Below are 24,718 nucleotides of genomic sequence, written 5' to 3' on the forward strand. Positions count from 1 at the left end.
GCAACGCCATGGCCCATGAAACCGCAACGCTTGCCGCCTATGTCGCGGACCTGAAATTCGAGGATATCCCTGGGCACGTGCTCGATCGCGCCAAGGTGCTGACGCTGGATTTCCTCGGCAGCGCCATCCGGGCGCGGCGCGACGCGGAATCCACCCCTTCGCTGCTGAAGATGCTGGAAGCGCTGGCGCTGGACGGGTCCGGCTATTCCACCGTGTTCGGCGACACCAGGACCTGGACGCCGGCGGTGGCCGCCCTGCTCAACGGCGCACTCGGCCATTCCCTGGATTTCGACGACACGCATGCGGATTCCTCGCTGCATCCGAGCGCACCGGTGGTTCCGGCCGCCTTCGCGGTCGGCGAAATGGTCGGCGCGTCCGGCCGCGACGTGCTCACCGCGATCGTGGCCGGCTATGAAGTGTGCTGCCGGCTCGGCAACGCGCTCGATCCGACCTCGCATTATGCGCGCGGCTTTCACCCGACCGCGACCGCCGGCACCTATGGCGCGGCGGCGGCGGCGGCAAAACTGTTTGGACTGTCGAAGCAGCAGATCATCGCGGCGTTCGGCGTCTCCGGCAGCCAGGCCGCCGGCTCGCTGCAGTTCCTGGTCAACGGCGCCTGGAACAAGCGCTACCAGGTCGGCGCCGCCGCGATGAACGGCGTGATCGCCGCGACGCTGGCGCGCAACGACTTCGTAGGCGCGAGCGAATCGGTCGAGGGCAGGCATGGCCTCCTGGTCGGCTACAGCGATGATCCGCATCCGGACAAGGTGGTCGCCGGCTTGGGGCAGATCTACGAGACCTTGAAGATCGGCGTAAAACCCTATCCGAGCTGCCGCTACACCCACGCCGCTCTCGATGCGCTGATCGCGATGCGCAGGGAGCACAATCTGACGCCGGACCAGATCAGGCGGGTCGAGATCGGGCTGCACCGCAACGGCATTACGCTGACCGGCGACGCCGCCACCAAGCGCCATCCGACCTCGATCGTCGGCGGCCAGTTCTCGATGTTCTTCACCGGCGCGGTCGCGCTCGACCAGGGCCGTTTCGGCTGGGACGACTATGAGCGGCTGGGCGACGCCGCGGTCGACGCGCTCGCCGACAGATTCGACGTGGTGCAGGACGATCGCCTCGAAATCGGCCGCAGCCATCCGTTCGGCGCGCGCGTCAGCATCACCACCGACGACGGTGTGCATGAGCGGCTCTACGCCGATCCCTCCGGCGAGCCGAATTCCTTCCCCGATGCGCAGGCGATGCAGCAGAAGTTTCTGACGCTGGCCCGCCCGGTGCTGAACGGGCGCGCCGACCAGCTCGCGGACGCGATCCTTTCGCTCGAGAGATTCGATCGCGTCGCGACCGCTACGCATCGGGGGCGGCAATAGCCGAAGTTAATTGCCGGCGGCGACGCGCCCCTTGCCGCCGGTGGCGGCGATCATTTCGGCGACGAGACGCGAAGCGCCCTCGATGTCATATCGATTGGCCGAAGTGCCGAAGCGAGCAATGACAATCCGCTCCGAGGGGATCATGATGACATATTGTCCGAAGGTGCCGCTGGCGTAGAAGGAGTCGGCGGGCCAACCGCGATCGGTGCGGTACTTTGCGCCAAAACTGTCACCGCGATTGGTCCAGAAGCCCGCGCCATATCCCACCCATGCGGCCCCGGTCGGCGCGGCCGAGTAATTCACCCAGCCTTCGGGCAGGATGCGCCGCCCGCCGATAACCCCGTCATCGAGATAGAGTGCACCGAAACGTGCCCAGTCGCGTGCGGAAGCCAGCATCTGGCTGGCTCCTTCCGGCGTGCCGGTGGCGTCGAATTCCAGCGTGACATGGCGCATGCCGAGCGGACCGAACAGCTCGGCGCGCGCAAAGCGCAGCACATCGGCGGCGTGGCCGCCGGCCGCGTCACGGATCAGGCGCGAGAGAATGATGGTGTTGCCATCGTGATAATTCCAGGCACCGCCGGGCTCGCTTTCGAGATCGGCGGCTTCGGCAAACGCCGCCATGTCGCGCGCGACGTATTTCATCTGGTCGACCGGCGCGATCGCGCTCGCGAGCGAGGCATTGAGCGAGCTGCCCATCGCCAATCCGCTGGTGTGACGCAAGAGATCATCGACCGTGATGGCGTGATGGGGATCGTCAGGATTTTTCCACGCCGCCACCGGCGCCGGTTCATGGACGGCGAGCTTGCCCTGGCGAACGAGGATTCCGATCAGGGCCGAGATCACCGATTTGGTCGCGGAGTAGCCGAGGATCGGCGTCTCGATGTCATAGCCCGGAGCATAGCGCTCGGCGACGAGATGGCCGTCCTTGAGCACCACCACCGCATGGGTGTGGCGAAACGGCGGCTGGTCGGGCTCGGCGAAGGCGCGGTCGAGCGCGAGCTTGAGTTCGGGATTCGCGGGCTCGACCAATGCGGGTCCGGCAATTTCCGGCAGCAACGCGTGTGGTGAAGCGCTTGCCGCCGGCGGCAGCGAAGCATCGACGGAGACGTCGTCATGCGCGACGTAGCACCCGAGCCCCTCACGATAGACGGCGTGGCTTTGCGCACCGCCCAGCAGCGTCACGGTCACGTCCTTGCGCGCGCGATCGACCCTGTAATTCATGGCCCAAATAATCAGCCCGGTGCCGGGCATCGCCGCTGTCGATTCCGAAAGCACCCGATCGGGATCGAGGCCGGACACGAAGGTCTCGGAGCAAAGCGTGTGGGCGACGAAGCCGGTCGCGACCCGCGGCGCGTCATGCGCGCGGACGGCCGTCAGCGCCAGCGCGCCGCATAGCGTAGCTGTCACAATGAGGATGATCTTGTTTTTTCGGGTCACGGTGTTCTCCGGCAGTCGCTCGCCAACATGGCGCGCCGGATAGGACCCGAGCTTTGGTGCAAGCGCTCGCCGGATTCGAAAATCGCGCTGGCCGAATACTCCGGCCACCTCGCCGATTCCGAAATAGATTATCTTTATCAATATGTTAAATGATCAGGCGCGAGCCTCGTTAAGCCTGCGGTATTCGGTCGGCGTCACCCCGGTGGTCGCCTTGAAGGCGCGGTTGAAGGGCCCGAGCGACTGAAAGCCGGCGTCCATCGCGATGGTGATCACGGGCACTTCGGCCTGCGAGGGATCCGCCAGCGCCGCTTTCGCCTCCGCGATCCGGTGATTGTTGAGGAAGACATTGAAGTTGCGATAGCCGAGCCGCTGGTTGATCAGGCGGCGCAACCGATATTCGGGCACCGCGAGCTTGGTCGCCAGCGTCCCGATAGTGATGCCCTCGTGGCGATAGATGCGTTCGTCCGACATCAGGCGCATCAGGGCATCGAGCAGCTTGCGATCCGCACCGTTCGACTCGCCGGAAGCGACGCTTGTGACGGCGGGCTTTTCGGCGGGCGCAAAGATCGCCTCGCCCTTGACGCGCATCAGCGAAACCGCAATCGCGATCACGACGCACGCGAGAATCGCGGCATTCACGGTGGAGATAACGTCCGGTGCGCTGCTGACGGGCACGACCATCTGCACGATCGCGTCAAAGCCGGCATAGACAGCGGCCGCGACCACCACGAACACCCGCAGCCGGCGTCGCTCCTCGACCAGATCCGTGGACCAGGACGCAACAGTTTGGCCGACGGCAAGCGCGACGAAGCCGAGCGAAATCACCGACACGGCGACCGCGAAAATTCGCGGATCCAGGACCTGCGCCGGCACCAGCACGAGGCAATTGGTCAGGCTCAGAGCCACGACCGCCGCCCATGGCGCGGCATGCCAGCGGCGCACCTCAAACGCATCGTCGAACAACGCCTGCGCGAACAGCCAGAACACCACGACGTTGCCGGTGGACAGCGCGATCAACACCGCGTGCCACGGCGTCACCGGCAGCGTAAATCCCGATGCAGCGGTCACGGCATGGGCCGCCGATCCCAGCGCAAAGGCGCTTCCCAGCCGGCCGGCAGCGGCGCTTCCGAAGTCACGGAACAACAGCGCCGCGAGCAGCAGCAGCAAGGTGGTCGTGCCCGCGCCTAGCGCCAGGTTGATTTGCGACAGCATGCGTTCACGGTTTCACGATGAGTCATAGCACGTATCTAGTCCAAGCCGCCGATCGTTTCAATTTGCCGGCGAAGCCTGCCATTTGTCGCGCGCCGTCACCCAGAGATCGGCGAGATGGCCGAACAGGTCGAACTCGGCTCCCTTCTCGGCGCCGAGCCGAAGCGCCACGGCCTGCGACGCGGTGTTTTCCTGGTCGATGCAGTGGATGATGCGGTCGAGCTCGAAGGTCGCAAAGCACCAATCGATCGATGCCCGCGCGGCCTCGACCGCATAGCCCTTGCCGCGAAATTCGCGGGCGATGCCCCAGCCGACTTCAAAACCCGGCCAGCCCGGCGGAAACCATGGCCCAACCCGGCCGACGAACTTGCCGCTGGATTTTTCCTCGACCACGAACATGCCGAAGCCATGCAGCGCCCAATGGCCGGACATGATCGCCGCGTTGCGCCATCCCGCCAACTCGGTGGCGGGCGGCTTGCCATCGGCGGCGATGAAGCGTGCGGTGCCGGGATCGGAGAGCATCGCCGAATTTGGCGCGACGTCGGCATCGCGCCAACGGCGGAGCTTCAAACGCGCGGTCGCGATGACCGGACCGTCGGGTTGCGCCAGCGTCACGCCGGGCTTGAGCAGGGGCATCGTCATCGTGATTTCAATTCCCTGGCTATTCGACGGAGCATCCGCGATTCCCTCATTACCAGAAAGGATGCATGGCCTGTTGCGGTATTGCGGCGGCTCCCGCCAGCAGCAACGCGATGCCTGCGATGAAAAACGTGATCGGCTTTGCTTTGCGCCATGCGCCACTCGCGAACATCACGGTCGCCGCGCCTGCGTTCGAAACGAGCCCCATTGCGACAACACCCCACGGAAACTCGCCGCGAGCGATCAGCCAGAAGCCGGAGCTATAGCCGACGAGAAGCGCCGCAATGGCAATCCCGTAAAGACGAAAGAGGGTCGCACCCCCGACGCCGGCCCCGGTACTGTTGGCCAGGCGCGCCGCCGGCAGGAACAGGAACGGAACGGTGATCAAAATCGCGGTCACAAGGATTTTTGCAACAAGTACGAAGGCAATAAAGCTCATCGGTGGGATTCCTTGCGGGCTGAATTTCCATTCCATCTGAGTTCTTATTTTGAACTCAGGCACAAATGCCCTATCTAGGTTCATATGTCAAACTCAGAAACGCTGCCGACAGGGACCCGCGTGACGCGGGCGCCGGTGCCGGTCGATCAATGCGGAATGGCGCGCGCGAGCGAGTTGATCGGCGACCGGTGGACGTTGCTTATTCTCCGCGAGGCATTCTACGGGGTGACACGCTTCGCGGATATGTGCGCCGATCTGTCGGTGCCGCGCGCGGTGCTCAGCCAGCGCCTGGACCAGCTGGTTCAGGCGGAGATCCTGCAACTGAGCCCGTATCAGGATGCGGGAAGCCGCACCAGATTCGACTATCGCCTGACGGAAAAGGGGCGCGAACTTGCGCTCGTATTGTTAGCGCTCATGCAATGGGGGGATCGATATTTGCGTGACGATCCGGCACCGCTCAAGGTCGTCGACAGCAAAACCGGAGATACCCTGTCCGTAGCGCTCATCACGCGAACAGGGCGTGTGGTGCCGCTGACCCGGGCGCGGGCCGTGGCGACAGGGCCGCGCTGATCCTCGTTCCCTGCGAAATCAATCCCGGACGACACCGGATTATCGCTGCTATAATGCCGGCGAAAATAAAATGGAGAACCCCGATGAGCTGGCTTCCCGATAACGACCCCGTATTGGGCGATGCAAAATCCTGCGACGCGCTGGAGCTTGTCATCGTGCCGCGTACCCGCGATCTCGGCGATGGATTTGAAGTCCGCCGTGCGCTGCCGCACGGCAAGCGCCAGATGGTTGGCCCCTTCATCTTCTTCGACCATTTCGGCCCAGTCCAGTTCGTATCCGGCAAGGGCATGGACGTCCGCCCGCATCCGCATATCGGGCTCGCCACCGTCACCTATCTGTTCGACGGCTCGATCATGCACCGCGACAGCGAAGGCAACATCCAGGAAATCCAGCCCGGCGCGATGAACCTGATGACGGCCGGCCGCGGCATCGCCCATTCCGAGCGCACCCCGGACCTGCAACGCCAGAACGGCCAGAAGATGCTGGGCCTGCAGAGCTGGATCGCGCTGCCGGCGGGCTCCGAGGAGATCGCGCCGTCGTTCCAGCATTACGCCGCGGCCGATTTACCAACGGTGCAGGACGGTGGTTTTACCGCGCGCGTGATCGCCGGCAGCGGTTTTGGGGTGAAATCGCCGGTTGCGATGGTGTCGCCGTGGTTCTACACCGAAGTGACCGCGGAGCAGGGCGTCAGCGTGCCGCTCGATCCCGATCACGAGGAGCGCGCCATCTATTTGATCGACGGCGAGATCGAAATCGCAGGCGATCGCTTCGAGGGTCCGCGGCTGCTGATCTTCCGGCCTGGCGATCGCATTACGGTGAAAACGGCGAAACCGACGCGCATGATGTTCCTCGGCGGCGACGCGCTGGAAGGTCCGCGCCATATCTGGTGGAACTTTGTTTCTTCCAGTAAAGAGCGGATCGAGCAGGCCAAGCAGGACTGGAAAACCGGCCGCTTCGCGCCCGTCCCCAACGAACACGAGTTCATTCCGCTGCCGGAATGAACTATTCCTTCCAATGACTGCCCGTTGTCTGCGCGCGTCCGGTGCGGAGGCAGCCCCGCTTTTGAAAGTCCGCCCATGACGACCATGCTCGCCAGCGACCTGCCCCTTCCCCGGATCGGGCGCGGCAAGGTCCGCGATATCTACGCCGTCGGCGACGACCGCGTATTACTGCTGACCACCGACCGCATCAGCGCCTTCGACGTCGTCATGGCCGAGACCATTCCGATGAAGGGCGCGGTGCTGACCCAGATCAGCGCATGGTGGTTCAACGAGCTCGAGGGCGTGGTTCATCATCACATGATCAGTGCCGATGCCGACGAAATCATCCGCGAGGTGCCGGCGCTGCAGGGACATCGGGCCTCGCTCGCCGGGCGCGCGATGCTGTGCAAGCGCACCACCGTGTTTCCGATCGAATGCGTGATCCGCGGTTATCTTTCGGGCTCGGCGTGGAAGGAGTACGCCGCCCATGGCACGCTGGCCGGCGAAAAGCTCGCGCCGGGACTGCTCGAGAGCGCAAAACTGGAGCCTGCGATCTTCAGCCCGGCGACCAAGGCCGAAACCGGCCACGACGAGAACATCACCATCGCGCGCATGCGCGAGATTCTCGGCGACGAGGTGACTTACACGCTGGAAAGCATGACGCGGGCCGTCTATACGCTCGGCGAAAAACTCAGCCGCGACCGGGGCATCGTCATCGCCGACACCAAGTTCGAATTCGGCAGGGACAAGGACGGCCACATCATCCTGATCGACGAGGTGATGACACCGGACAGTTCACGGTTCTGGGCCGCCGACGCCTACAAGCCCGGCCAGCCGCAGCCGAGCTTCGACAAGCAGCCGCTGCGCGATTATCTCGATGCCGAACGCCGCGCCGGCCGCTGGAACGGCGACGCGCCGCCGCCGCCGCTGCCGGCCAGCGTCGTCGAGGCCACCAGCAAGCGCTACCTCGAGGCCTATCGGCGGATTACGGGAAGTGAGCTGAGCATCTAGCTCTGCCCGCCGTGAGAGGGAAGGGCGTCAACATATTCAATTGTCATACGCGGGCTTGACCCGCGTATCCATCTTCTTCGAAGAATGATGGATTGCCGGGTCATAGGCGAGCGAAAGCGACGCCGTCCTTCGGACGGCTATGCCCGGCAATGAGGAGCGGGTCTCATACCCGCCCATTACTTCGATTCGCATAAGAAACATCAAGGGAGCGCACCATGTCCGAGGCCGACGCCGTGCTGATCGAACGTGATGGACCGGTGACCATCGTTTCCATCAACCGCCCGCATTGCCGCAACGCCGTCGACGGCGCCACGGCGCGGAAACTGTACCACGCGTTTCTCGCGTTCAACGCTGATGCGGAAGCCTCCGTCGCGGTGTTCACCGGTACCGGCGGTTTTTTCTGCGCCGGCGCTGACCTGAAGGCGGTGGCGTCAGGCGATCCCGACAAGAAGCGCGAGATCGGCGGTCACGATTCGATCGCGCCGATGGGGCCGAGCCGGCTGCGGCTTTCAAAACCCGTGATCGCGGCGGTCGAGGGTTTTGCGGTTGCCGGCGGTATGGAACTGGCGCTGTGGGCGGATATGCGCGTGGTCGCCGAGGACGCCATCTTCGGCGTGTTCTGCCGTCGCTTCGGCGTGCCGCTGATCGATCTCGGCACCATCCGGCTGCCGCGGCTGATCGGTCACTCCCAGGCCATCGACCTCATTTTGACCGGCCGCCCGGTCGGAGGCCCCGAAGCGCTGCGCATGGGCCTGGCCAATCGCCTGGTGCCCAGGGGCGAAACGCGCGCGCAGGCGATGGCGCTGGCCAAGGAAATCGCACGGTTCCCGCAGACCTGCCTGCGCGCCGACCGGCTGTCGGCATTGCGGCAATGGGATCTGTCGGAAGAAGCGGCGATCGCCGATGAAATGCGCGGCGGGCTCGAGGTGATCGCCTCCGGCGAAACGCTGTCGGGCGCGACCCGCTTTGCCTCCGGCGCCGGCCGCCACGGCGCCTTCGGCGAAAGCAAATAAGCTCGGGTCGTCCGGGCGAACGGCGAAACGACAACAATAAATCCGAGACGGGTTCCATCGCGTCCGGACTGTTATAAAAAGTTTCTTGTGGCTGAGTGACGCAGTCGTCTACCAGTGGCAATGGGTGTGGGGACGATTCACGCGTGGTCAATCAATCCGTCAGTCTCGGTCCGAAACTGCGCCGAGCGCTTCACGACGTGCTCAGCGGCAGTGCCGCCAGCGTCCTGACGATCACCTTCGGACTATCCTACGCGCTGTTGATCTTCGCGGGTCCCTTGGCGCCCTATCTGTCCTATGGCGTCGCCGCCACCTTCATTTCATCCGCCATTCTCGCTGCCGTCATCGCGCTCGGCAGCTCCCTGCCGTTCGCGATCGCGGGCCCCGAAAGTTCCACGGCGGCCATGACCGGAATCCTGGCGTCGTCGCTGGTTGAACGAATGACTGTCGCCGATACGACCGCGCCGCTGCTGGCGCCGGTCCTGATCACGCTCGGCTTGGCTGGCGTCGTCACTGGCATCGTGTTGTGCGGCTGCGGCATGACGCGGATGGGGCGCGCGATCCGCTATGTGCCTTACCCGGTGGTCGGCGGATTTCTCGGCGCCACCGGCTGCCTGATCCTGTTGGGCGCCGTCCGCGTCATCACCGGCCACCGCGTGCAATTCGGAATCCTCGATCAGTTCGCGAATCCCTTGAATCTGTACGAGCTGGCGGCGGCCTGCGTCATGGCGATCGTGCTGTATCTGACCTGGCACCGCTCCCGTGGTCCGTTCGGACTGCCGATCATTCTGTTCGCGGGCATTATCTTCGCGCATGTCGCATTCCGGCTGGCCGGCATCTCGATTGCCGACGCGCAGGCGGCCGGCTGGACCTTCCAGCCGCCGCCGCACGTCACTTACATGCTGCCGTGGAGCGCAACCGCCATCGGGCACTACCCCTGGCGCATCCTGCCCGACCTCTCGGGCGATCTGGTTGCGGTCGTCTTCGTCACTGCGTCGAGCGCCTTGTTCAACACCGCCGGTACCGAGGTTGCCGTTCACCGCGAAGCCAATCTCGAAAGGGAGTTGAGCGTCACCGGCCTCGCCAACATGCTTTCGGGTGCGTTCGGCGGCTATACCGGCTGCATCTCCGTCAGCCGTTCCGTGCTCGCCTTCAACGGCGGCGGCAGAGGCCGGCTGGCGGGAATGACGGTTGCCGCGATATCGGCGCTGATGCTGGCGGTGGCTCCGATGCTGCTCGGCTACATGCCGAAATTCGTGCTCGGCGGCCTGCTGATCTATCTGGGCGCGGACCAGCTTCACAAATGGATCATCCAGTCGCGGCGGCGGCTTTCATCGACCGAATACCTGTCGCTGCTGGCCATCATCGTCATCATCGTGCAATGGGGCTTCATCGCCGGCATCCTGATCGGCGTCGTGATCGGTTGCGCGACGTTTGCGCTGAGCGCCTCCCGGGTCGATTCCATCAAATACAGCTTTGACGGCTCCGAATTCCGCAGCTCGCTCGATCGCTCGCGCGACGACCAGGCGGTGTTGTCGGCGCATGGCGACCAGATCCAGGGCCTCAACCTGCAGAGCTATTTGTTCTTCGGCTCCGCCAACCGGCTCTACCAGCACGTCAAGGCACTGCTGGCGCGTCATCCGGAATGCCGCTTCCTGGTTTTCGACTTCAAGCTAGTCACCGGCATCGATTCCTCGGCGGCCTACAGTTTCGCGCAGATCAAGCGCGCCGCCCATGACCGCGGCGTCAAGCTGATGCTGGTGCATCTGCCGGCCGCCGCCGAGAAAGCCTTGCGATCGAGCGACTTCATTTCGCGGGAAGTCAGCATCGTGCCTGAACTCGATCATGCGCTGGAATGGTGCGAGAACGCGATCATCGCTGGACATAGCGACCACGAAAGCGAGGAGGCTTCCTTGCGCGACTGGTTCAGCCAGATTCTCGGGGCCGAACACGATGCCCATGATCTGATCCAGCGTTGCCAGCGGATCGAGGTCGACGCCGGCGAAATCATCGTCAGCGCAGGCGAAGCCGCCGATTCCATGCATTTCATTCTTGAGGGCCGCGTCGGCATCATGATCCCCGCCGAGCAAGGACGGATCACGCGGGTACGCAGTCTCGGCCGCTACACCACGATCGGCGAGATGGGCCTCGTCTCCCATGCGCCGCGCAGCGCGACGATCCAGGCCGAAGTCGCCAGCGTTCTCTACGTCCTCAGCACAGATCAATTCGAGGCGATCAAGAGCGAGAATCCGGAGCTCGGCCAGAAGCTCCTGACCTATTTTGTCTCGGTCATGGCCGAGCGCCTGACCTTCGCCAACCGCACGATCGCGGTGCTGCGAAGGTAATTCCGTCGTCGCTTTTGCCGGGGAAGACGACACGGTTTTGCGTTTTGACCGGCCGCGTGCTGAAATACTTCAGTCATGAGGTTCGGGAAAATGACGGCGGACGAGAAGACCTTTGTTACCGGCGATTTCCGGCTGCAAAGCGGGACCGTCATGCCGACGGTGACCATCGCCTACCGGACGCTCGGCGTTCTGGCGCCGAATCGCGAGAATGTGGTGCTGGTCACCCACGGCAACACCAGCGGTCCACAGCTGATCGACCCCCTGGGATCGACGGCCGAAGGCAGCTGGAACGAGATCGTCGGCCCCGGCAAGGCGGTTGACACCAACCGCTTCTTTGCCATTTGCCCGAACATGCTCGGATCGTCTTACGGTTCGACCAACGCGGCGAGTATCGATCCCGCGACCGGCACGCGTTACGGGCCCCGGTTTCCCGACATCACCGTGGGCGATATTGTCGCCACCCAGCGCGCACTGCTCGATCATCTCGGCATCGAGAGACTGGTAGCGATCGTCGGCCCGTCCTATGGCGGTTTCCAGGCCTTCCAATGGGCGGTCGACTATCCCGGCATGATGAAGGGGATCGCGGCGATCGTCACGGCACCGTTAGTGCCGCGCGAGCGCTCCGACGGCAATGTGGCGCGCCTGCTCGCCACCCTGTCGAAGGATCCAAACTGGAGCGGTGGTGACTATTACGATCGCGGCGGCGTGCTGGAGAGCATGATCCAGATCCGCATCGCCACGCTCAAGACCTACGGCATCGAAACCCGGCTGCACGACACGATGAGCGACCCCGAAGAGATCGAGGCGGCGATCCGCCAAGAGGCCACGCGATGGGCTGAAGGCTTCGATGCGAACTCGCTGGTCATTCTGGCGAAAGCGTTGCGCGGCTTCGACGTCACGACGCAGTTTTCCAGGATCAGGTCGAAGGTTCTCTATGTGCTGTCGCGGACCGACAAACTGTTTCCGCCGGAGCTCGCTCCGGCCGTGATGCAGGGGCTGAAGGAAGCGGACGTCGAGGCCGACTACTTCCTGCTCGACAGCGAATACGGCCATTCGGCGTCCGGCCGCGACGCCCACAAATGGGCGCCGCGGCTGCGTCGGTTCATGGAAAGTTTGTGAGCGCAATCGTCGTCGCCCGGAGGGCTCGCGATGACGCCTAGACCCCCGCCATCATCACGTATTTGATCTCGACATATTCTTCCATGCCGTGGTGCGAGCCTTCGCGGCCCAAACCGCTTTCCTTGACGCCGCCGAAGGGGGCGACTTCGGTGGTGATCAGACCGGTGTTGACGCCGACCATGCCGGACTCGAGGGCTTCGGCGACCCGCCAGACCCGGCCGAGATCGCGGGCGTAGAAATAGGAGGCGAGCCCGAACGGCGAGTTGTTGCAGAGCGCAATCACCTCGGCCTCGTCCTTGAAGCGGAATACCGGCGCCAGCGGCCCGAAGGTTTCCTCCTGCGACACCAGTGAATCGGAGGCGACGTTCGAAAGCACCGTCGGCTCGAAGAAGGTGCCGCCGAGCGAATGGCGCTTGCCGCCGGTGACGACCTTGGCGCCGCGCTTGACCGCGTCCGCGATGTGCCGTTCGACCTTGTCGACCGCTTCCATGTTGATCAGCGGTCCCTGCGTCACGCCTTGCTCGGTGCCGTCACCGACCTTCATGGCCGTGACTTTTTTGGTCAGCTTCTCGACGAACTGGTCGTAGATCTTGTCCTGGGCGTAGATCCGGTTGGCGCAGACGCAGGTCTGGCCCATGTTGCGATATTTCGAGACCATCGCGCCTTCGACCGCGGCGTCGATGTCGGCGTCGTCGAACACCACGAACGGCGCATTGCCGCCGAGTTCGAGCCCGAGCCTCTTCACCCCGACCGAGGCCTGCCGGTAGAGGATCTTGCCCACTTCGGTTGATCCGGTGAATCCGACGAAGCGGACAGCGGGGTGTTCGCACAGAACCTTGCCGATCGGCGGCGCGTCGCCGGTGATGACGTTGAACACGCCCTTGGGCAGGCCGGCCTTCTCGGCCAGGGCTGCGAGCGCGAGCGCGCTCAGCGGCGTTTCGTTGGCGGGCTTGAGGACCACGGTGCAGCCCGCGGCCAGCGCCGGCGACACTTTGCGGGTGATCATCGAGTTCGGAAAATTCCACGGAGTGATCGCGCCGCAGACGCCGATCGGCTGCTTGATCGCCAAGAGCCGCGCATCCGCGCGCTGCGTCGGAATGGTTTCGCCATAGACGCGGCGGGCCTCTTCGGCGAAGAATTCGACATAGGCGCCGCCTATATCGACTTCGCCGAGCGCCTCGGCGAGCGGCTTGCCCTGTTCGGAGGTCAGGATCAGCGCCAGATCCTCGCGATTGGCGACGATCAGTTCGAACCATTTGCGCAAGATATTGGAGCGTTGCTTGGCGGTGAATTTCGCCCAGGCCGGAAACGCGCGCTCGGCGGCTTCGACCGCGTGCGTGGCATCCGCGGCGCTCATCTGCGGCACTTTCGCGATCGCGGCGCCGCTGGCGGGATTGTTGACCGGATGCGCCGGCGTGCCGACCCAGGCGCCGTCGATATAGCAGTGCTCGCGCAGCAGCGAGGGATCCTTCAGACGGTCGCGCAGCGAGGACGCGGACGAGTGCGAGGCGCGTGCGGCAGCGGTCGGGGTCATGGCGTTACTCCTTGGATTTTTTGGCTATTGAATCCAAGTATAGGCCGAAACCGGTCGCAATGCACCGGCCACAAAAGCGCGGCTGCTTCAAGCAATTTTGGGGGCTGCAAACTCGAACCGTTGAACGCCGGCCGGTTCAGGCCGCGCCGCTTATGTAGGTTTCGCGGCGGCCGATCATGCGCTCCGCCGCGGCCTTGGCATCCGCCTTGGTGGTGGTCGCGCAGGTACGATATTCGAGATCCGGCACATCAGCCGCTTCGCGCCGTCCGAACCACGATTTGGAGCTGACTGACAGCAACGCCAGCGCCTGGGCGACGTTATCGACGGCATCGAACGAGTGCAGCGCACCCGTTCCCGCGTAACGAACTTCATAGATGCCGGGGCTGATCGGCGCTTCAATATTTTCGCTGCGGCCCGCCCGCGGATACCGCTTCCATTCGCTCCAAGTCGAGATCATCGCCTTCCCCTCGCGGCATCATTGGCCGCAAATCATTTCGTCAAATTATTCAATCGGATGCACTGTTTATGCCGTGATCTGAACGCCTTACCAATAAATGGGTTCCGGATGGAGATTTGCAAGATATCGCCGAAGGACCCGCAGGTCATCGGCTAACCCGGCCCATCCACCGCAATTGTGGCGGGTGTTGCCATTCAGACTCTCCATCGGAGCGGCGATCACGAGATCGCGACCTCGGCATCACGTCGGATCACGGATGCTTGCGGGAAATTCCGGCTCGGGGGAAGATCGGCGACTTCAAAAAACATACGGGAGGAGACCCCATGCAAAGCAACGCTCAGATCGATCAGCTGCTGCGGCAGAAAAGCGACGCCAAGGAAATTCCCGGCGTCGTCGCCATCGCCGCCAACAGCCAGGAGGTGATCTACCAGGGTGCGTTCGGCAAACGCGACCTGTCGAAAGACGACGCCATGACGCCGGACAGCGTGTTCTGGATCGCCTCGATGACCAAGGCGATCACGGCCGCCGCCGCCATGCAGCTGGTCGAGCAGGGCAAGCTCTCGCTCGACGCGCCGATCGGCAACGTGCTGCCCGATCTCGCCTCACCGCAGGTGCTCGAAGGCTTCGATGCCAATGGCGAACCGAAACTGCGGGCGGCGAGGAACCCGATCACGCTGCGCCATCTCATGACCCATACCGCCGGCTTCTGCTACGATTTGTGGAACGGCGACATGGTGAGGTATCTGGAGAAGACCGGGCTTCCCGGCATCACCAGTTGCAAGAACGACGCGCTGAAGACCCCACTCACCACCGACCCCGGCACGCGCTGGGAATACGGCATCAACATCGATTTCGTCGGCAAGGCGGTCGAGGCTGTGAGCGGCAAGAAGCTCGACGCTTATCTGCGCGACCAGATCTTCAACCCGCTCGGCATGACCGACACCGCCTTCAAGATCGGCGAATCGCAACGCCAGCGCCTCGTCGCCATGCATCAACGCGGCGAGGACGGATCGCTGGCGCCGATGCCGTTCGAACTCGAGCAGGATCCGGAATTCCACATGGGCGGCGGCGGCCTCTACGGCACTGCGGGGGATTACATCAAGTTCACGCAGATGATCCTCAACAAGGGAAAAGGCAACGGCAATCAGGTGCTCAGGCCCGAGACGGTCGCGATGATGGGCCAAAACCACATCGGCGAACTCACCATGACCAGAATGACCTCGGCGATCGCGTGGGCCACCAACGATGTCGATCTCTACCCGGACATCGTCAAGAAATGGGGGCTCTCTTTCGTGATCACGACCGCCCAGACGCCGGAAGGCCGGAGCGCCGGCAGCCTCGCCTGGGCGGGGCTTGCCAACACCTATTTCTGGATCGATCCCGCGCGCGACGTCACCGGCGTGATCCTGATGCAGGTGCTGCCATTCGTGGACGGCAAATGCCTGGAAGCCTTTGCGGGCTTCGAATCCGGCGTCTATGCCGGGCTCGACGCGACCGGCCAAAAGGCCGCCTGATTTCCTTTCCCTCTCCCCGCTCTTCGCGGGGAGAGGGTTAGGGTGAGGGGCTGTTTCAGCAAATTCTGAACACCACGTATGCTGAGACTCCCCCTCACCCGGTTCTCGCTAACGCGAGAATCCGACCTCTCCCCGCAAGCGGGGCGAGGTGAGTAGCAATCGCGCCGGGAAAGTGCTCTCGACGGATTTTGCGCATAATTTCGTTTTTCCCACCCGCGCCCCTCGACGCATGGAGAAGCCGGCTTGACCGAAATCGCGGATAGTTACGTTTGCGGCACAGCCGATGCGCCGCTGCTCGGCGACACCATCGGGCGCAGCCTCGATCTGGCGGTCCAGCGCTGGGGCAATCGCGAAGCGCTGGTCTCAACGAGCCACGGCGTCCGCTGGACCTGGCAGGAATTTTCCGGGCGCGTTGAGGCGCTGGCCGCCGGCTTGCTCGCGCTCGGGCTCGTACCAGGCGATCGAATCGGCGTGTGGTCGCTGAACCGGCCCGAATGGACGCTGACGCAATTTGCCGCCGCCAAGGCGGGGCTCATTCTCGTCACCATCAATCCCGCCTATCGCCTCAGCGAACTCGAATTCGCACTGGCAAAGGTCGGCTGCGCCGCGATCGTCACGGCGACCGCGTTCAAGACCTCCAACTACATGGAGATGCTGAACACGCTGCTGCCCGAGCTGGCGAGCTCGCAACCTGGCGAGCTGCACGCCGCGCGGTTGCCCCAGTTGCGCGCCGTCATCCAGATCGGCGGGCCGGCTTTTCCGGGCGCCATTGCCTTCGAAGCCGTGACGCGCATGGGCGGTTCGGGCCATCGCTACACGCTTTCGATCGTGGCAAAAACGCTGCAGTTCGACGATCCCGTCAACATCCAGTTCACCAGCGGCACCACCGGTTCACCCAAGGGCGTCACGCTGACGCATCACAACATCCTCAACAACGGCTATTTCGTCGGCCGCGCGATGCGGCTGACCGAGAACGACCGCATCTGCATTCCGGTCCCGCTCTATCACTGTTTTGGCATGGTGATGGGCAATCTCGCCGCCGTCACCTCGGGCGCGACCATGGTCTATCCCGGCGAAGGCTTTGATCCCCTGGTGACGCTGCAAACGATCGAGCGGGAGAAATGCACCACGCTGTACGGCGTGCCGACCATGTTCATCGCCGAACTCGATCATCCCGAATTTGCAAAGTTCGACCTGTCGTCGCTGCGCACCGGCATCATGGCCGGCGCGCCCTGCCCGATCGAAGTGATGCGGCGGGTCAACGAGCAGATGAACATGCGCGAGGTCACCATTGCCTACGGCATGACCGAGACCAGCCCGGTCAGTTTCCAGAGCGCCACCGACGATCCCCTGGAGCGCCGGGTATCCACCGTCGGGCGCATCCATCCGCATGTCGAGGTCAAGGTGGTCGATCTCGAGGGCCGCGTGGTGCCGCGCGGCGAACGCGGCGAACTCTGCACCCGCGGCTACAGCGTCATGCTCGGCTATTGGGACGAGCCGGAGAAAACCGCCGATGTGCTCGATGCCAATGGCTGGATGCACACCGGCGATATCGCTGTCATCGACGCCGAGGGCTATTGCAACATCGTCGGCCGCATCAAGGACATGGTGATCCGCGGCGGCGAGAACCTCTACCCGCGCGAGATCGAGGAATTCCTCTATCGTCATCCCAAGATCCAGGACGTGCAGATCTTCGGCGTCGCCGACGATCGCTACGGCGAGGAACTCTGCGCCTGGGTCCGGATTCGCGCCGGCGAGACGCTGACCGCCGAGGAGATCCGCGCCTTCTGCCAGGGCCAGATCGCCCACAACAAGATCCCGCGCTACATCGAATTCGTCGACGAATTTCCGATGACCGTCACCGGCAAGATCCAGAAATTCCTGATGCGCGAGGCGGTCGAAGAGAAGCTCGGATTGAAGGCCGCGAAGACGGCGTGAAGGCTCGGTCACCTCGCCCCGCTTGCGGGGAGAGGTCGCCCGGCGAAGCGCAGCGAAGCCGGGCGGGTGAGGGGGAGCCTCAGCGTACGTTATGCCTGAGAATTTGCTGAGACAGCCCCTCACCCCAACCCTCTCCCCGCAAGCGCGGGGCGAGGGAGAAGAAGGCCCAACTTCGCCTTCCCGCGGCGCGATCCACACCGATTAACCACCGTCATTGCGAGCCAACGGGTCGGCGCGAAGCGCCGCCCGATGACAGGCTCCGCGAAGCAATCCACCGCGCCACACAAAGAAAGAATGGATTGCTTCGTCGCAAGTGCTCCTCGCAATGACGCTGATAGACAGGAGTCCGCATTCTCGCGGCGCGATTCGCCCGAGTTTTGCCCACACGTTTCACGCCCCGAAAATCGGAGGGCGCAGGGAATGCCGGATGCGCGCTGCACCCGCGGTCCCGTGTGCAAAAAAAGTAAGAGGACGCACACGAGCATACAGGTTCAGCGGAGGCACTCCGACATTCCCTGCGCAATGGTTTTACGGCTTACTTCGAGCTCTCCCCGGCGATCAGGATTTGTTTGTCACCGTCGCCCCGCGGATGATGGCTGAGCCGCCCGGTTGGGCCAGCTTCGCCTCCGCGGGACTTGACGCCAACCTTGAGGCGTCAGGACCACACGACTTCACCGTACGCAGCCACCCGTCTTCGCCAACAAGGCTCCGCCGGGCTAAGGCGCCGTTCGTCAGCGCGCCGTCTGATCGCTCACGGAGTTGATCCCGCCCTGCCATCATGTTTCACGCCTGACGCTGCCGCGTCCACCGCATCCCGCCCCGCGTCTCTGACGATCCGGATACGCCCCTCGGTGGGACAGGATGGCCGAGGATATGCAGGTGATTTGGGGGTGGGGTCAAGGAAAATTTCTGATTTTCAGAAATCTCTCCGGCGGCGCCCACGGCCCCTCCACCGCCTCTCCGTCCCCCTCCACCGCCGCATCCATCACGCCATCCAATCCGCCACCAATAGCCCCGGCACGCGCGCGAATTCGCGAACGTTCGCGGTCACCAGGGTGGCGCCGCGGCGGCGGTTGATGATTTAGATCGCGATATTGGTGTCGAGGCAGATCATTCGTCGAAGAATACACGCGGATCGGGTTCGGCCGGCGGATCGTCCGGGATACCGTCGGGAAGAAAATCCCGCGCACCGAGTTCATCAAGACGCGCGAACCACGCCTCCACATCGATAGGCTGGTTTTTCATCGGCTCCAGGATCACCTTGTTGCCGACCTTGCTGACCCGGACCTCGGTGCCCTCGAAGCGAAATTCCTTGGGCAGGCGCACGGCTTGGCTACGGCCGTGCATGAACAATTTGGCGGTTGCTCTCACGGTCCGCCTCCTATGGAAATTTGATAGATACCATTGATATATATATATATATATATATCACGCCACAAGCGTACCGGCCAATTCATCAAGCAGCCGCGTACCGAACAGCGCCCTCGTCCGCGCGATGCCGCCGCGTCCGGAAAACGCCAGCGCGGCTCAAGGTCTCAGCACTTGCGACCCGTGGCGGGGCCTGCGGAGGGCCATACGGGAGAAACTCGACTCTTAGCCATCGCGTTCTACCCCTCGAATTTGCGACCCGAAAGATCTAAGCCCGGCTACCCCTTCAGGGTTCGACGACTCACCCGCATCCGCCTATCCTCTACCCTGTGAGCGGAGGGTGAGGGCGGTATGGCCGTTTTCGATCTTTATTCTAAGCGCAAGAAGCGTGAGCTGGGCCTCGGAACGGACGTGTTCTCATACGATGAGATACCGCAAGGTCTGCGCACGCAGATTGTTCACATTTGGACCGATGCGATAGGTCTGCCGTATGTAAATCCGTCCGAAGACTGGTTTGCAGAAGATATTCAACGCAGGTATCAGCAAATTGTTCAAGTACTGCGCCGCGAATACGCCGTTTTCAAATTAGTCTCGCGTCGTATCGATCCAAATGATCCAGGCGTATCTCAAGGCGAGCTGGCCGAATGGTTCATCGGTGAGACCAATACGGACAAGCTGCTTGATGCAATTGAGCTGAGTTTCCGCGTTATTGAACGTTTGTGTGGAGTACATGGGTATGTTGGCCGAGGGTCTAGTGCTGGAGGCGTATCCCGGGCTGCCATCGACGAGCTTAACATTCGCTTCAGAGAGCACGGTGTCGGCTACCAGTACAGTGATGGTCAGATCGTTCGCGTCGATTCGCAGCTAATTCACAAGGAAGTCGTGGTGCCTGCGTTGGCGGTGTTGCGAGGTGCCAAATACAACAATGCCCAGGCTGAGTTTCTGAGTGCCTATGAGCACTTCAGGCATGGCAAGAAGCAGGAAGCATTAGTGGACTGCTACAAGTGCTTCGAAAGCACCATGAAGATAATTTGCACCAAGCGTAAATGGCCGTTCGACCCGAAGGCCGCGGCGAAAGACCTCGTGAACGTGTGCCTGACGAATGGCCTTATACCCGCATACTGGCAGACTCACTTCAACGGGCTGCGCAGTGTGCTGGAGTCTGCAATATCGACGCCCCGCAATAAGCAGGCTGGACATGGAGCAGGGGCAGGCCCCGCGCCTGATATACCGGACGATCTTGTTTCCTACGTTCTACACATGACTGCAGCGACGGTGCTGTTTCTTGCGGACGCCGAGGGGCGGCTTTCATGAGGCTAAATCTGCGGTACAGCACTGGTAAAAATTCCAAGGGTCTGCCAAAAAGGCTTTATCTTTCAACGGCAACAGCGCCGGGCAGCGCAATCCTTTGCTGCGCGCCACAACTTTCATCACGCTCGCACGGCATGAGGAACGCGCTGTTGCGAAGGGATGGGAGATACGGCATCCGTCCGTCCCCAAAGTTCGAGACGGCCCTTCGGGCCTCCTCAGCATGACGACTCCAACTACACCGGCAACCCGTTCTGCTGCGCCAGCTCCTTCAGCCACACCCGCGGCCGCGCGCGGATGTGCTGGATCACTTCGGCCGCGGCGAGCGCGCCGAGCCGGCCGGCGGCCTCATGGCCCGCGCCGCGCACCAGGCCGAACAGGAAGCCGGCGGCGAACAGATCGCCGGCGCCGGTCGTATCCACCATCTTCTCAATCGGAAACGGCAGCACCGCGGTGACGCCGTCGGTGGACGCCACCACGACGCGGATTTGCACGCTTTGCCTGCAACTGGAACCAATGGATATCCTTCTCACAGAATTTTTCTCAAGGAAGCGAAAGAGATCGATCCTCAATGGCCCATGTGGACAGGTCCGCCGAGCTTGACCTTGCGGAGCGCAAGCGCGAGCGGCACGGCGGAAAGCGAGATCAGCATCAGCACCCAGAATGCATCCATGTAGCCCAGGAAGGACGCCTGCGCCTGCACCTGCTGTCCGATCCATTGGATGGCCTGATCATGTGCCTGCGCCAGCGAGCTTCCATTCGCTGTGAAGTAGTTCGTGACGTGTTGCAGCGTGTCCTGATATTGTGGACTCGACGGGATCACCTGCTCGACGAGCCGGTTCTGGTGGAACTGCTGGCGATGCGTCAGCACATTGGAAACGATGGAGACGCCGATCGAGCCGCCTGTGTTGCGTGCCGCATTGATGATGGCCGAGGCCTGGTCGGTCTTGGATGGGTGAATGCCGTCAAAGGATGCGGTCATGATCGGAACGAAGATCAGCGGCAGTCCGATGCCGAATAGCATCCGCAAGCGCGCCATGTACCAGAAGCCGAGATCGCCGTAGACGTTGGTCATGTCGTACATGGAGAGTGCGACGATCACGGCGCCGGCCACGATCAGATATTTGGGTTGAACCCTCGCCGCGAGCCGGCCGACCACGAACATCATCACCATGGTGACCAACCCGCCCGGCGAGAGCATGAGGCCAGCCCAGGTCGCGGTGTAGCCGAAATCCTGCTGCACCAGCTGCGGCAGGAATTGCGTGGTCGCGAGCAGGATGGCGCCGGTCGCCAGCATCACCAGGAAGCAGGCGCCGAACTGGCGCGATGCCACCATCCTCAGGTCGACCGCCGGATTGCGGTGGCTCATTTCCCAGGGAATCATCAGCACGAATGCCAGACCGCAGATGGTCGCGAACGTGACGATGAAAGGTGAACCAAACCAATCGTACTCCAGACCGCGATCCAGCACGACCTCCAGCGCGCCGAGGAAAGTCGCAATCAGGATGAAGCCGACGACGTCGAATTTGTTCCCTTGCTGCGACTGTCTCTCCGCGCGCGCGGTTTTGGGCTCGCGCAGGACCAGCGCGATCATGGCCATCGCGAACACGCCGACTGGTACGTTGACCAGAAAGCACCACTGCCAGGAGATGTTGTCGGACAACCAGCCGCCGAGTGTCGGCCCCACCACCGGCGCCACGACAACGGCGACGCCGAACAGCGCAAAAGCCTGGCCGCGCTTTGCCGGCGGAAATGAATCCGCCAGGATCGACTGGGCAACCGGTACCATGCCGCCGCCACCAACGCCCTGCAGAATGCGGAACAGCAAGAGCGCGTTCAGATTCGGGGCATTGCCGCAAAGCAGCGAGCTTAAGGTGAACAATCCAAGAGAGATCAGGAAGAACGGCTTGCGGCCGAACCTTTTTGCCAGATAGCTCGAGGCGGTCAGGATGATGGCGTTGGCGACCAGATAGGTGGTGACTACCCAGGACGCTTCGTCCTCGCTCACCCCCATGCCGCCGGCGATGTAGGGCAGCGCCACGTTGGCGATGGTGGTGTCGAGCACTTCCATGAAGCTCGCGAGCGCGACCAGGATGGCGATCACCCACGGGTTAACCGCGCGACCGCTTGCGGATGCAGGAGAGTCGGCTTGGATCGCAGCGGCGCTCATGGAAGCCTCCCGAGACGCTGAAGGAGCGACGGCTTTGCATCGACCCGCACAGTCGGAACCACGGACATGCCTGGGCCGAGCGCGACGTCGGTCGGCGGATCGTCCATGACGACCTTGACCGGCACGCGTTGGACAATCTTGACGTAGTTGCCGGTGGCGTTCTGCGCCGGCAGTAGCGAGAACGCGGTGCCGGATCCCGGCTGAACGCTGTCGACATGACCGTGGATCTTCCGCTCCGGATAGGCGTCGATCGTGAGCATTGCCGGATCGCCGGCCCGCATGTGGTCCAGCTGATTTTCCTTGAAGTTCGCCGTCACCCAGATTTCATCCGGCACAAACATGGTCAGGTCCGTGCCCGGCTGAGCGAATTGGCCGGCCGCGGCCGCGAGGTTGACGACACGCCCCGGCTGGGCCGCCGTGACCGTCGTGTAGGACAGATTGAGTTGCGCCTGGTCGCGCTGAGCCCGGGCCTGCGCGAGGCTCGCAACGGCGCTCTTGCGCTGCGCCTTCAGCGCCTCGACTTGCCGCTGCGCCAGCTTGAGGGTCGCCTGCGCGCTCAGAAGTGCAGCCTGCTGCTGATGCAGTTGCGAGGTATACTGCTGGGAGTTCTGAACCGTGCCGTAACCTGTTTGCTCCAGATGCTCGTACCGCGTTGCCTGCTGCTGTGCGAACACCAGCGTCGCCTGCGCCTGGTCCACCTGGGCCTGGTTGGCGCTGATCTGGGCCTGCTGCACATCGAGTTGCGCATCGATGTTCTCGATGCTGGCTTGCGCCGCCGCGACTTGCGCCCGCGCCTGCTCGAGCGCCGTGCGATAGTCACGGTCATCGATGCGGGCAATCACATCGCCGGATTTGACATGCTGGTTGTCGGTGACGGGGACGGCGGTGATGTAGCCAGAGACTTTCGGCGCGATCGAAAACTGCCGCGCGGCGACGAAGGCATCGTCAGTGGACTGGAAATGTCTTGCGTCGTCCATATAGAGGTAGCCGCCGGCGATCGCGGAGGCCAGGAGCACAGCGCCGATGGCCGAGACAACGGGGCGGCGACGCAAGAAGCTGGCCCTGCGCGCTTTGCCGGTTGCCTCCGGCCGGGCGGTTTCCGCCCCAACGGGTGAGGCAGGCGCTCTGACGGCCGGGCTTTCTTGCGGGGAGGGAGCCCGGGCGGTGACCTCCTGTCGGTCGGACTCGAAACCGGGATCGTGCCGGCTTTCGACGCCTTCGAGCTTCCGTTCGCCCCGTTCCAAAACTTTGTCTTCGAACATGCTTGCCACTCCTGCTGAGAGGCGACGCTGACCGCGACGCTCATATAACGAAACGGAACCGTACCGTTTCGTTACGAGAATAATCTCGGAAGCCAATCCGTCAATAGGAACGAGACCGTTCCGTTCTATTTACAAGCATCACACATGCGTGTAGATTGAAATACTCGGAAGCCTGAGGCCCGGTCGAAGTCGGCATGAAAACCAGCAATTTGAAGAAGATACCGGCGGCGAAGGCAAAGCGCGCCACAGGGCGCTTTGGCCGGCCGCCCAAGGAGCTTGCCGGCGAGGTTGACACGCGCATCCTCGATGCGGCGCGAAAAATGTTTCTGGAGCGCGGCTTCGAAGGCGCGAGCATCGACGAGATCGCCGAAGTTGCACGCGCGGGAAAGGCGACGATCTATGCCCGCTTCCGCGACAAGCGGGCGCTATTCACCGAAGTGGTGACGCGGGACATCCTTGCCCGGATCACGGAGTTCAAGGCCGAGGTGCCAACCGGCTCAACCATCGAGGAGCGCCTCACAAGCGCCGCCAGCACCTTGCTGCACTGGGGTTTGGACAACGAAAGGATCGCGCTGATGCGACTGGCCGTCGCAGAAGCGCGCCGCTTCCCTGATCTGGCGAGCACCGTCAGCCGGACGGCGCGTGATCTCAGCACTGACCTTGGGGTCCGGTTGCTGGGCCAGTTGACGCAAGCCGACGAGCTTCGGTCGCTGCCGGCCTTTGCTCCGGAGCGCCTGACAACCACAGCTCGTTTCTTCCTCGATCTCGTCGCCGTGCCCATGCTGCTCCGGGCGCTGTTCGAGGTGGACCTCAAGACGCTGGACGAAGAGATCGACGCGCACGTGGCGCGCAGCGTTGCGTTCTTTCTTGCCGCCTGCCGGCACGACAGCGTGAGCTGAGCCTTATACAAAGGAAACGCTGGCTCGGCCCCTTAAAGCGATAGGTGTCGTGCGCGACCCATTTCCATCATTTGAGCGCGGCGCCCAAATGGCCGTTCGTGCCCCATCGCGTCGTCTCGCCGTGTTGCCG

The 24,718-nt window shown here is 63.1% G+C and carries 20 protein-coding genes and 1 pseudogene; 11 read left to right on the forward strand and 10 right to left on the reverse strand.

Going from position 1 to position 24,718, the window contains the following annotated elements; all coding sequences use genetic code 11:
* Positions 1–8 precede the first annotated feature (8 nt).
* Positions 9–1,379, forward strand: coding sequence for an MmgE/PrpD family protein (locus B5525_RS08850; protein WP_079565661.1), 1,371 nt, complete (start codon positions 9–11; stop codon positions 1,377–1,379).
* Between the two features lie 6 nt (positions 1,380–1,385).
* Here the strand turns inward: B5525_RS08850 and B5525_RS08855 are convergent, their stop codons facing one another.
* The 4 genes from B5525_RS08855 to B5525_RS08870 all read right to left on the reverse strand — a co-directional run bounded on the left by B5525_RS08855 (position 1,386) and on the right by B5525_RS08870 (position 5,139).
* A complete protein-coding gene (locus B5525_RS08855; protein ID WP_079573117.1) occupies positions 1,386–2,816 on the reverse strand; it encodes a serine hydrolase domain-containing protein in 1,431 nt (476 codons plus the stop codon).
* Positions 2,817–2,969: 153 nt separating this feature from the next.
* Entirely contained in the window at positions 2,970–4,028 is a 1,059-nt protein-coding gene (locus tag B5525_RS08860) for a helix-turn-helix domain-containing protein (RefSeq protein WP_079565662.1), read from the reverse strand.
* A gap of 57 nt (positions 4,029–4,085) precedes the next feature.
* Positions 4,086–4,667, reverse strand: a complete 582-nt coding sequence (locus tag B5525_RS08865; RefSeq protein ID WP_244567856.1) for a GNAT family N-acetyltransferase — start codon at positions 4,665–4,667, stop codon at positions 4,086–4,088.
* A gap of 49 nt (positions 4,668–4,716) precedes the next feature.
* Positions 4,717–5,139 carry a hypothetical protein gene (locus tag B5525_RS08870; protein WP_079565663.1) on the reverse strand — a complete coding sequence of 141 codons (423 nt, stop codon included), beginning with the start codon at positions 5,137–5,139 and terminating at the stop codon, positions 4,717–4,719.
* An 84-nt stretch (positions 5,140–5,223) separates the two neighbouring features.
* Here B5525_RS08870 and B5525_RS08875 point away from each other — a divergent pair, with 84 nt between their 5' ends.
* From B5525_RS08875 to B5525_RS08900, 6 genes are all read left to right on the forward strand, one after another.
* Positions 5,224–5,673, forward strand: a complete 450-nt coding sequence (locus tag B5525_RS08875) for a winged helix-turn-helix transcriptional regulator (protein ID WP_197687907.1) — start codon at positions 5,224–5,226, stop codon at positions 5,671–5,673.
* 83 nt (positions 5,674–5,756) lie between these two features.
* On the forward strand, positions 5,757–6,674 hold the full coding sequence (locus B5525_RS08880; protein ID WP_079565664.1) for a pirin family protein: 918 nt from the start codon (positions 5,757–5,759) through the stop codon (positions 6,672–6,674).
* A gap of 75 nt (positions 6,675–6,749) precedes the next feature.
* A complete protein-coding gene (locus tag B5525_RS08885) occupies positions 6,750–7,664 on the forward strand; it encodes a phosphoribosylaminoimidazolesuccinocarboxamide synthase (protein ID WP_079565665.1) in 915 nt (304 codons plus the stop codon).
* 215 nt (positions 7,665–7,879) lie between these two features.
* Entirely contained in the window at positions 7,880–8,677 is a 798-nt protein-coding gene (locus tag B5525_RS08890) for a crotonase/enoyl-CoA hydratase family protein (protein WP_079565666.1), read from the forward strand.
* A 143-nt stretch (positions 8,678–8,820) separates the two neighbouring features.
* Positions 8,821–11,019, forward strand: coding sequence for an SLC26A/SulP transporter family protein (locus tag B5525_RS08895; protein WP_079565667.1), 2,199 nt, complete (start codon positions 8,821–8,823; stop codon positions 11,017–11,019).
* Positions 11,020–11,109: 90 nt separating this feature from the next.
* On the forward strand, positions 11,110–12,138 hold the full coding sequence (locus B5525_RS08900) for an alpha/beta fold hydrolase (RefSeq protein ID WP_172899836.1): 1,029 nt from the start codon (positions 11,110–11,112) through the stop codon (positions 12,136–12,138).
* Between the two features lie 37 nt (positions 12,139–12,175).
* On the opposite strand, the gene B5525_RS08905 is transcribed toward B5525_RS08900, so the two are convergent.
* Entirely contained in the window at positions 12,176–13,672 is a 1,497-nt protein-coding gene (locus B5525_RS08905) for an NAD-dependent succinate-semialdehyde dehydrogenase (protein WP_079565669.1), read from the reverse strand.
* Between the two features lie 136 nt (positions 13,673–13,808).
* Positions 13,809–14,129, reverse strand: coding sequence for a hypothetical protein (locus tag B5525_RS08910; RefSeq protein ID WP_079565670.1), 321 nt, complete (start codon positions 14,127–14,129; stop codon positions 13,809–13,811).
* A 323-nt stretch (positions 14,130–14,452) separates the two neighbouring features.
* Between B5525_RS08910 and B5525_RS08915 the strand changes: the two genes are divergently transcribed.
* Entirely contained in the window at positions 14,453–15,643 is a 1,191-nt protein-coding gene (locus B5525_RS08915; protein WP_079565671.1) for a serine hydrolase domain-containing protein, read from the forward strand.
* A 243-nt stretch (positions 15,644–15,886) separates the two neighbouring features.
* Positions 15,887–17,581, forward strand: coding sequence for an AMP-binding protein (locus B5525_RS08920; protein WP_079565672.1), 1,695 nt, complete (start codon positions 15,887–15,889; stop codon positions 17,579–17,581).
* Positions 17,582–18,691: 1,110 nt separating this feature from the next.
* Here the strand turns inward: B5525_RS08920 and B5525_RS08925 are convergent.
* Positions 18,692–18,928, reverse strand: a complete 237-nt coding sequence (locus B5525_RS08925; protein ID WP_079565673.1) for an antitoxin — start codon at positions 18,926–18,928, stop codon at positions 18,692–18,694.
* Between the two features lie 372 nt (positions 18,929–19,300).
* Here B5525_RS08925 and B5525_RS08930 point away from each other — a divergent pair, with 372 nt between their 5' ends.
* On the forward strand, positions 19,301–20,263 hold the full coding sequence (locus B5525_RS08930) for an STM4504/CBY_0614 family protein (protein ID WP_079565674.1): 963 nt from the start codon (positions 19,301–19,303) through the stop codon (positions 20,261–20,263).
* A gap of 230 nt (positions 20,264–20,493) precedes the next feature.
* Here B5525_RS08930 and B5525_RS43725 read toward each other — a convergent pair.
* From B5525_RS43725 to B5525_RS08945, 3 genes and pseudogenes are all read right to left on the reverse strand, one after another.
* A pseudogene (locus B5525_RS43725) lies at positions 20,494–20,736 on the reverse strand (PfkB family carbohydrate kinase); the annotation flags it as partial.
* Positions 20,737–20,825: 89 nt separating this feature from the next.
* The gene (locus B5525_RS08940; protein ID WP_079565675.1) at positions 20,826–22,427 is read right to left on the reverse strand and encodes a DHA2 family efflux MFS transporter permease subunit; all 1,602 of its coding nucleotides are present in this window, start codon (positions 22,425–22,427) and stop codon (positions 20,826–20,828) included.
* Complete coding sequence (locus B5525_RS08945) at positions 22,424–23,671, reverse strand: HlyD family secretion protein (RefSeq protein WP_425305295.1); 1,248 nt, start codon at positions 23,669–23,671, stop codon at positions 22,424–22,426. Before B5525_RS08945 ends, B5525_RS08940 begins: the two co-directional genes overlap by 4 nt.
* A gap of 227 nt (positions 23,672–23,898) precedes the next feature.
* On the opposite strand from B5525_RS08945, the gene B5525_RS08950 reads away from it, so the two are divergent.
* Positions 23,899–24,588: a TetR/AcrR family transcriptional regulator gene (locus B5525_RS08950; RefSeq protein ID WP_172899837.1), complete on the forward strand. Its 690-nt coding sequence runs from the start codon at positions 23,899–23,901 to the stop codon at positions 24,586–24,588.
* Positions 24,589–24,718: the final 130 nt, after the last annotated feature.

Source organism: Bradyrhizobium erythrophlei, assembly GCF_900129505.1.
GTDB classification, from domain to species: Bacteria; Pseudomonadota; Alphaproteobacteria; order Rhizobiales; family Xanthobacteraceae; genus Bradyrhizobium; species Bradyrhizobium erythrophlei_D.

Excerpts from the sequence above, each read along its gene's own strand:
- B5525_RS08850 (WP_079565661.1), top strand. The coding sequence starts at position 9 with ATGGCCCATGAAACCGCAACGCTTGCCGCCTATGTCGCGGACCTGAAA.
- B5525_RS08890 (WP_079565666.1), top strand. The coding sequence starts at position 7,880 with ATGTCCGAGGCCGACGCCGTGCTGATCGAACGTGATGGACCGGTGACC.
- B5525_RS08910 (WP_079565670.1), bottom strand. The coding sequence starts at position 14,129 with ATGATCTCGACTTGGAGCGAATGGAAGCGGTATCCGCGGGCGGGCCGC.
- B5525_RS08860 (WP_079565662.1), bottom strand. The coding sequence starts at position 4,028 with ATGCTGTCGCAAATCAACCTGGCGCTAGGCGCGGGCACGACCACCTTG.
- B5525_RS08870 (WP_079565663.1), bottom strand. The coding sequence starts at position 5,139 with ATGGAATGGAAATTCAGCCCGCAAGGAATCCCACCGATGAGCTTTATT.
- B5525_RS08900 (WP_172899836.1), top strand. The coding sequence starts at position 11,110 with ATGACGGCGGACGAGAAGACCTTTGTTACCGGCGATTTCCGGCTGCAA.
- B5525_RS08925 (WP_079565673.1), bottom strand. The coding sequence starts at position 18,928 with ATGCACGGCCGTAGCCAAGCCGTGCGCCTGCCCAAGGAATTTCGCTTC.
- B5525_RS08930 (WP_079565674.1), top strand. The coding sequence starts at position 19,301 with ATGGCCGTTTTCGATCTTTATTCTAAGCGCAAGAAGCGTGAGCTGGGC.
- B5525_RS08940 (WP_079565675.1), bottom strand. The coding sequence starts at position 22,427 with ATGAGCGCCGCTGCGATCCAAGCCGACTCTCCTGCATCCGCAAGCGGT.
- B5525_RS08905 (WP_079565669.1), bottom strand. The coding sequence starts at position 13,672 with ATGACCCCGACCGCTGCCGCACGCGCCTCGCACTCGTCCGCGTCCTCG.
- B5525_RS08880 (WP_079565664.1), top strand. The coding sequence starts at position 5,757 with ATGAGCTGGCTTCCCGATAACGACCCCGTATTGGGCGATGCAAAATCC.
- B5525_RS08885 (WP_079565665.1), top strand. The coding sequence starts at position 6,750 with ATGACGACCATGCTCGCCAGCGACCTGCCCCTTCCCCGGATCGGGCGC.
- B5525_RS08915 (WP_079565671.1), top strand. The coding sequence starts at position 14,453 with ATGCAAAGCAACGCTCAGATCGATCAGCTGCTGCGGCAGAAAAGCGAC.
- B5525_RS08865 (WP_244567856.1), bottom strand. The coding sequence starts at position 4,667 with ATGACGATGCCCCTGCTCAAGCCCGGCGTGACGCTGGCGCAACCCGAC.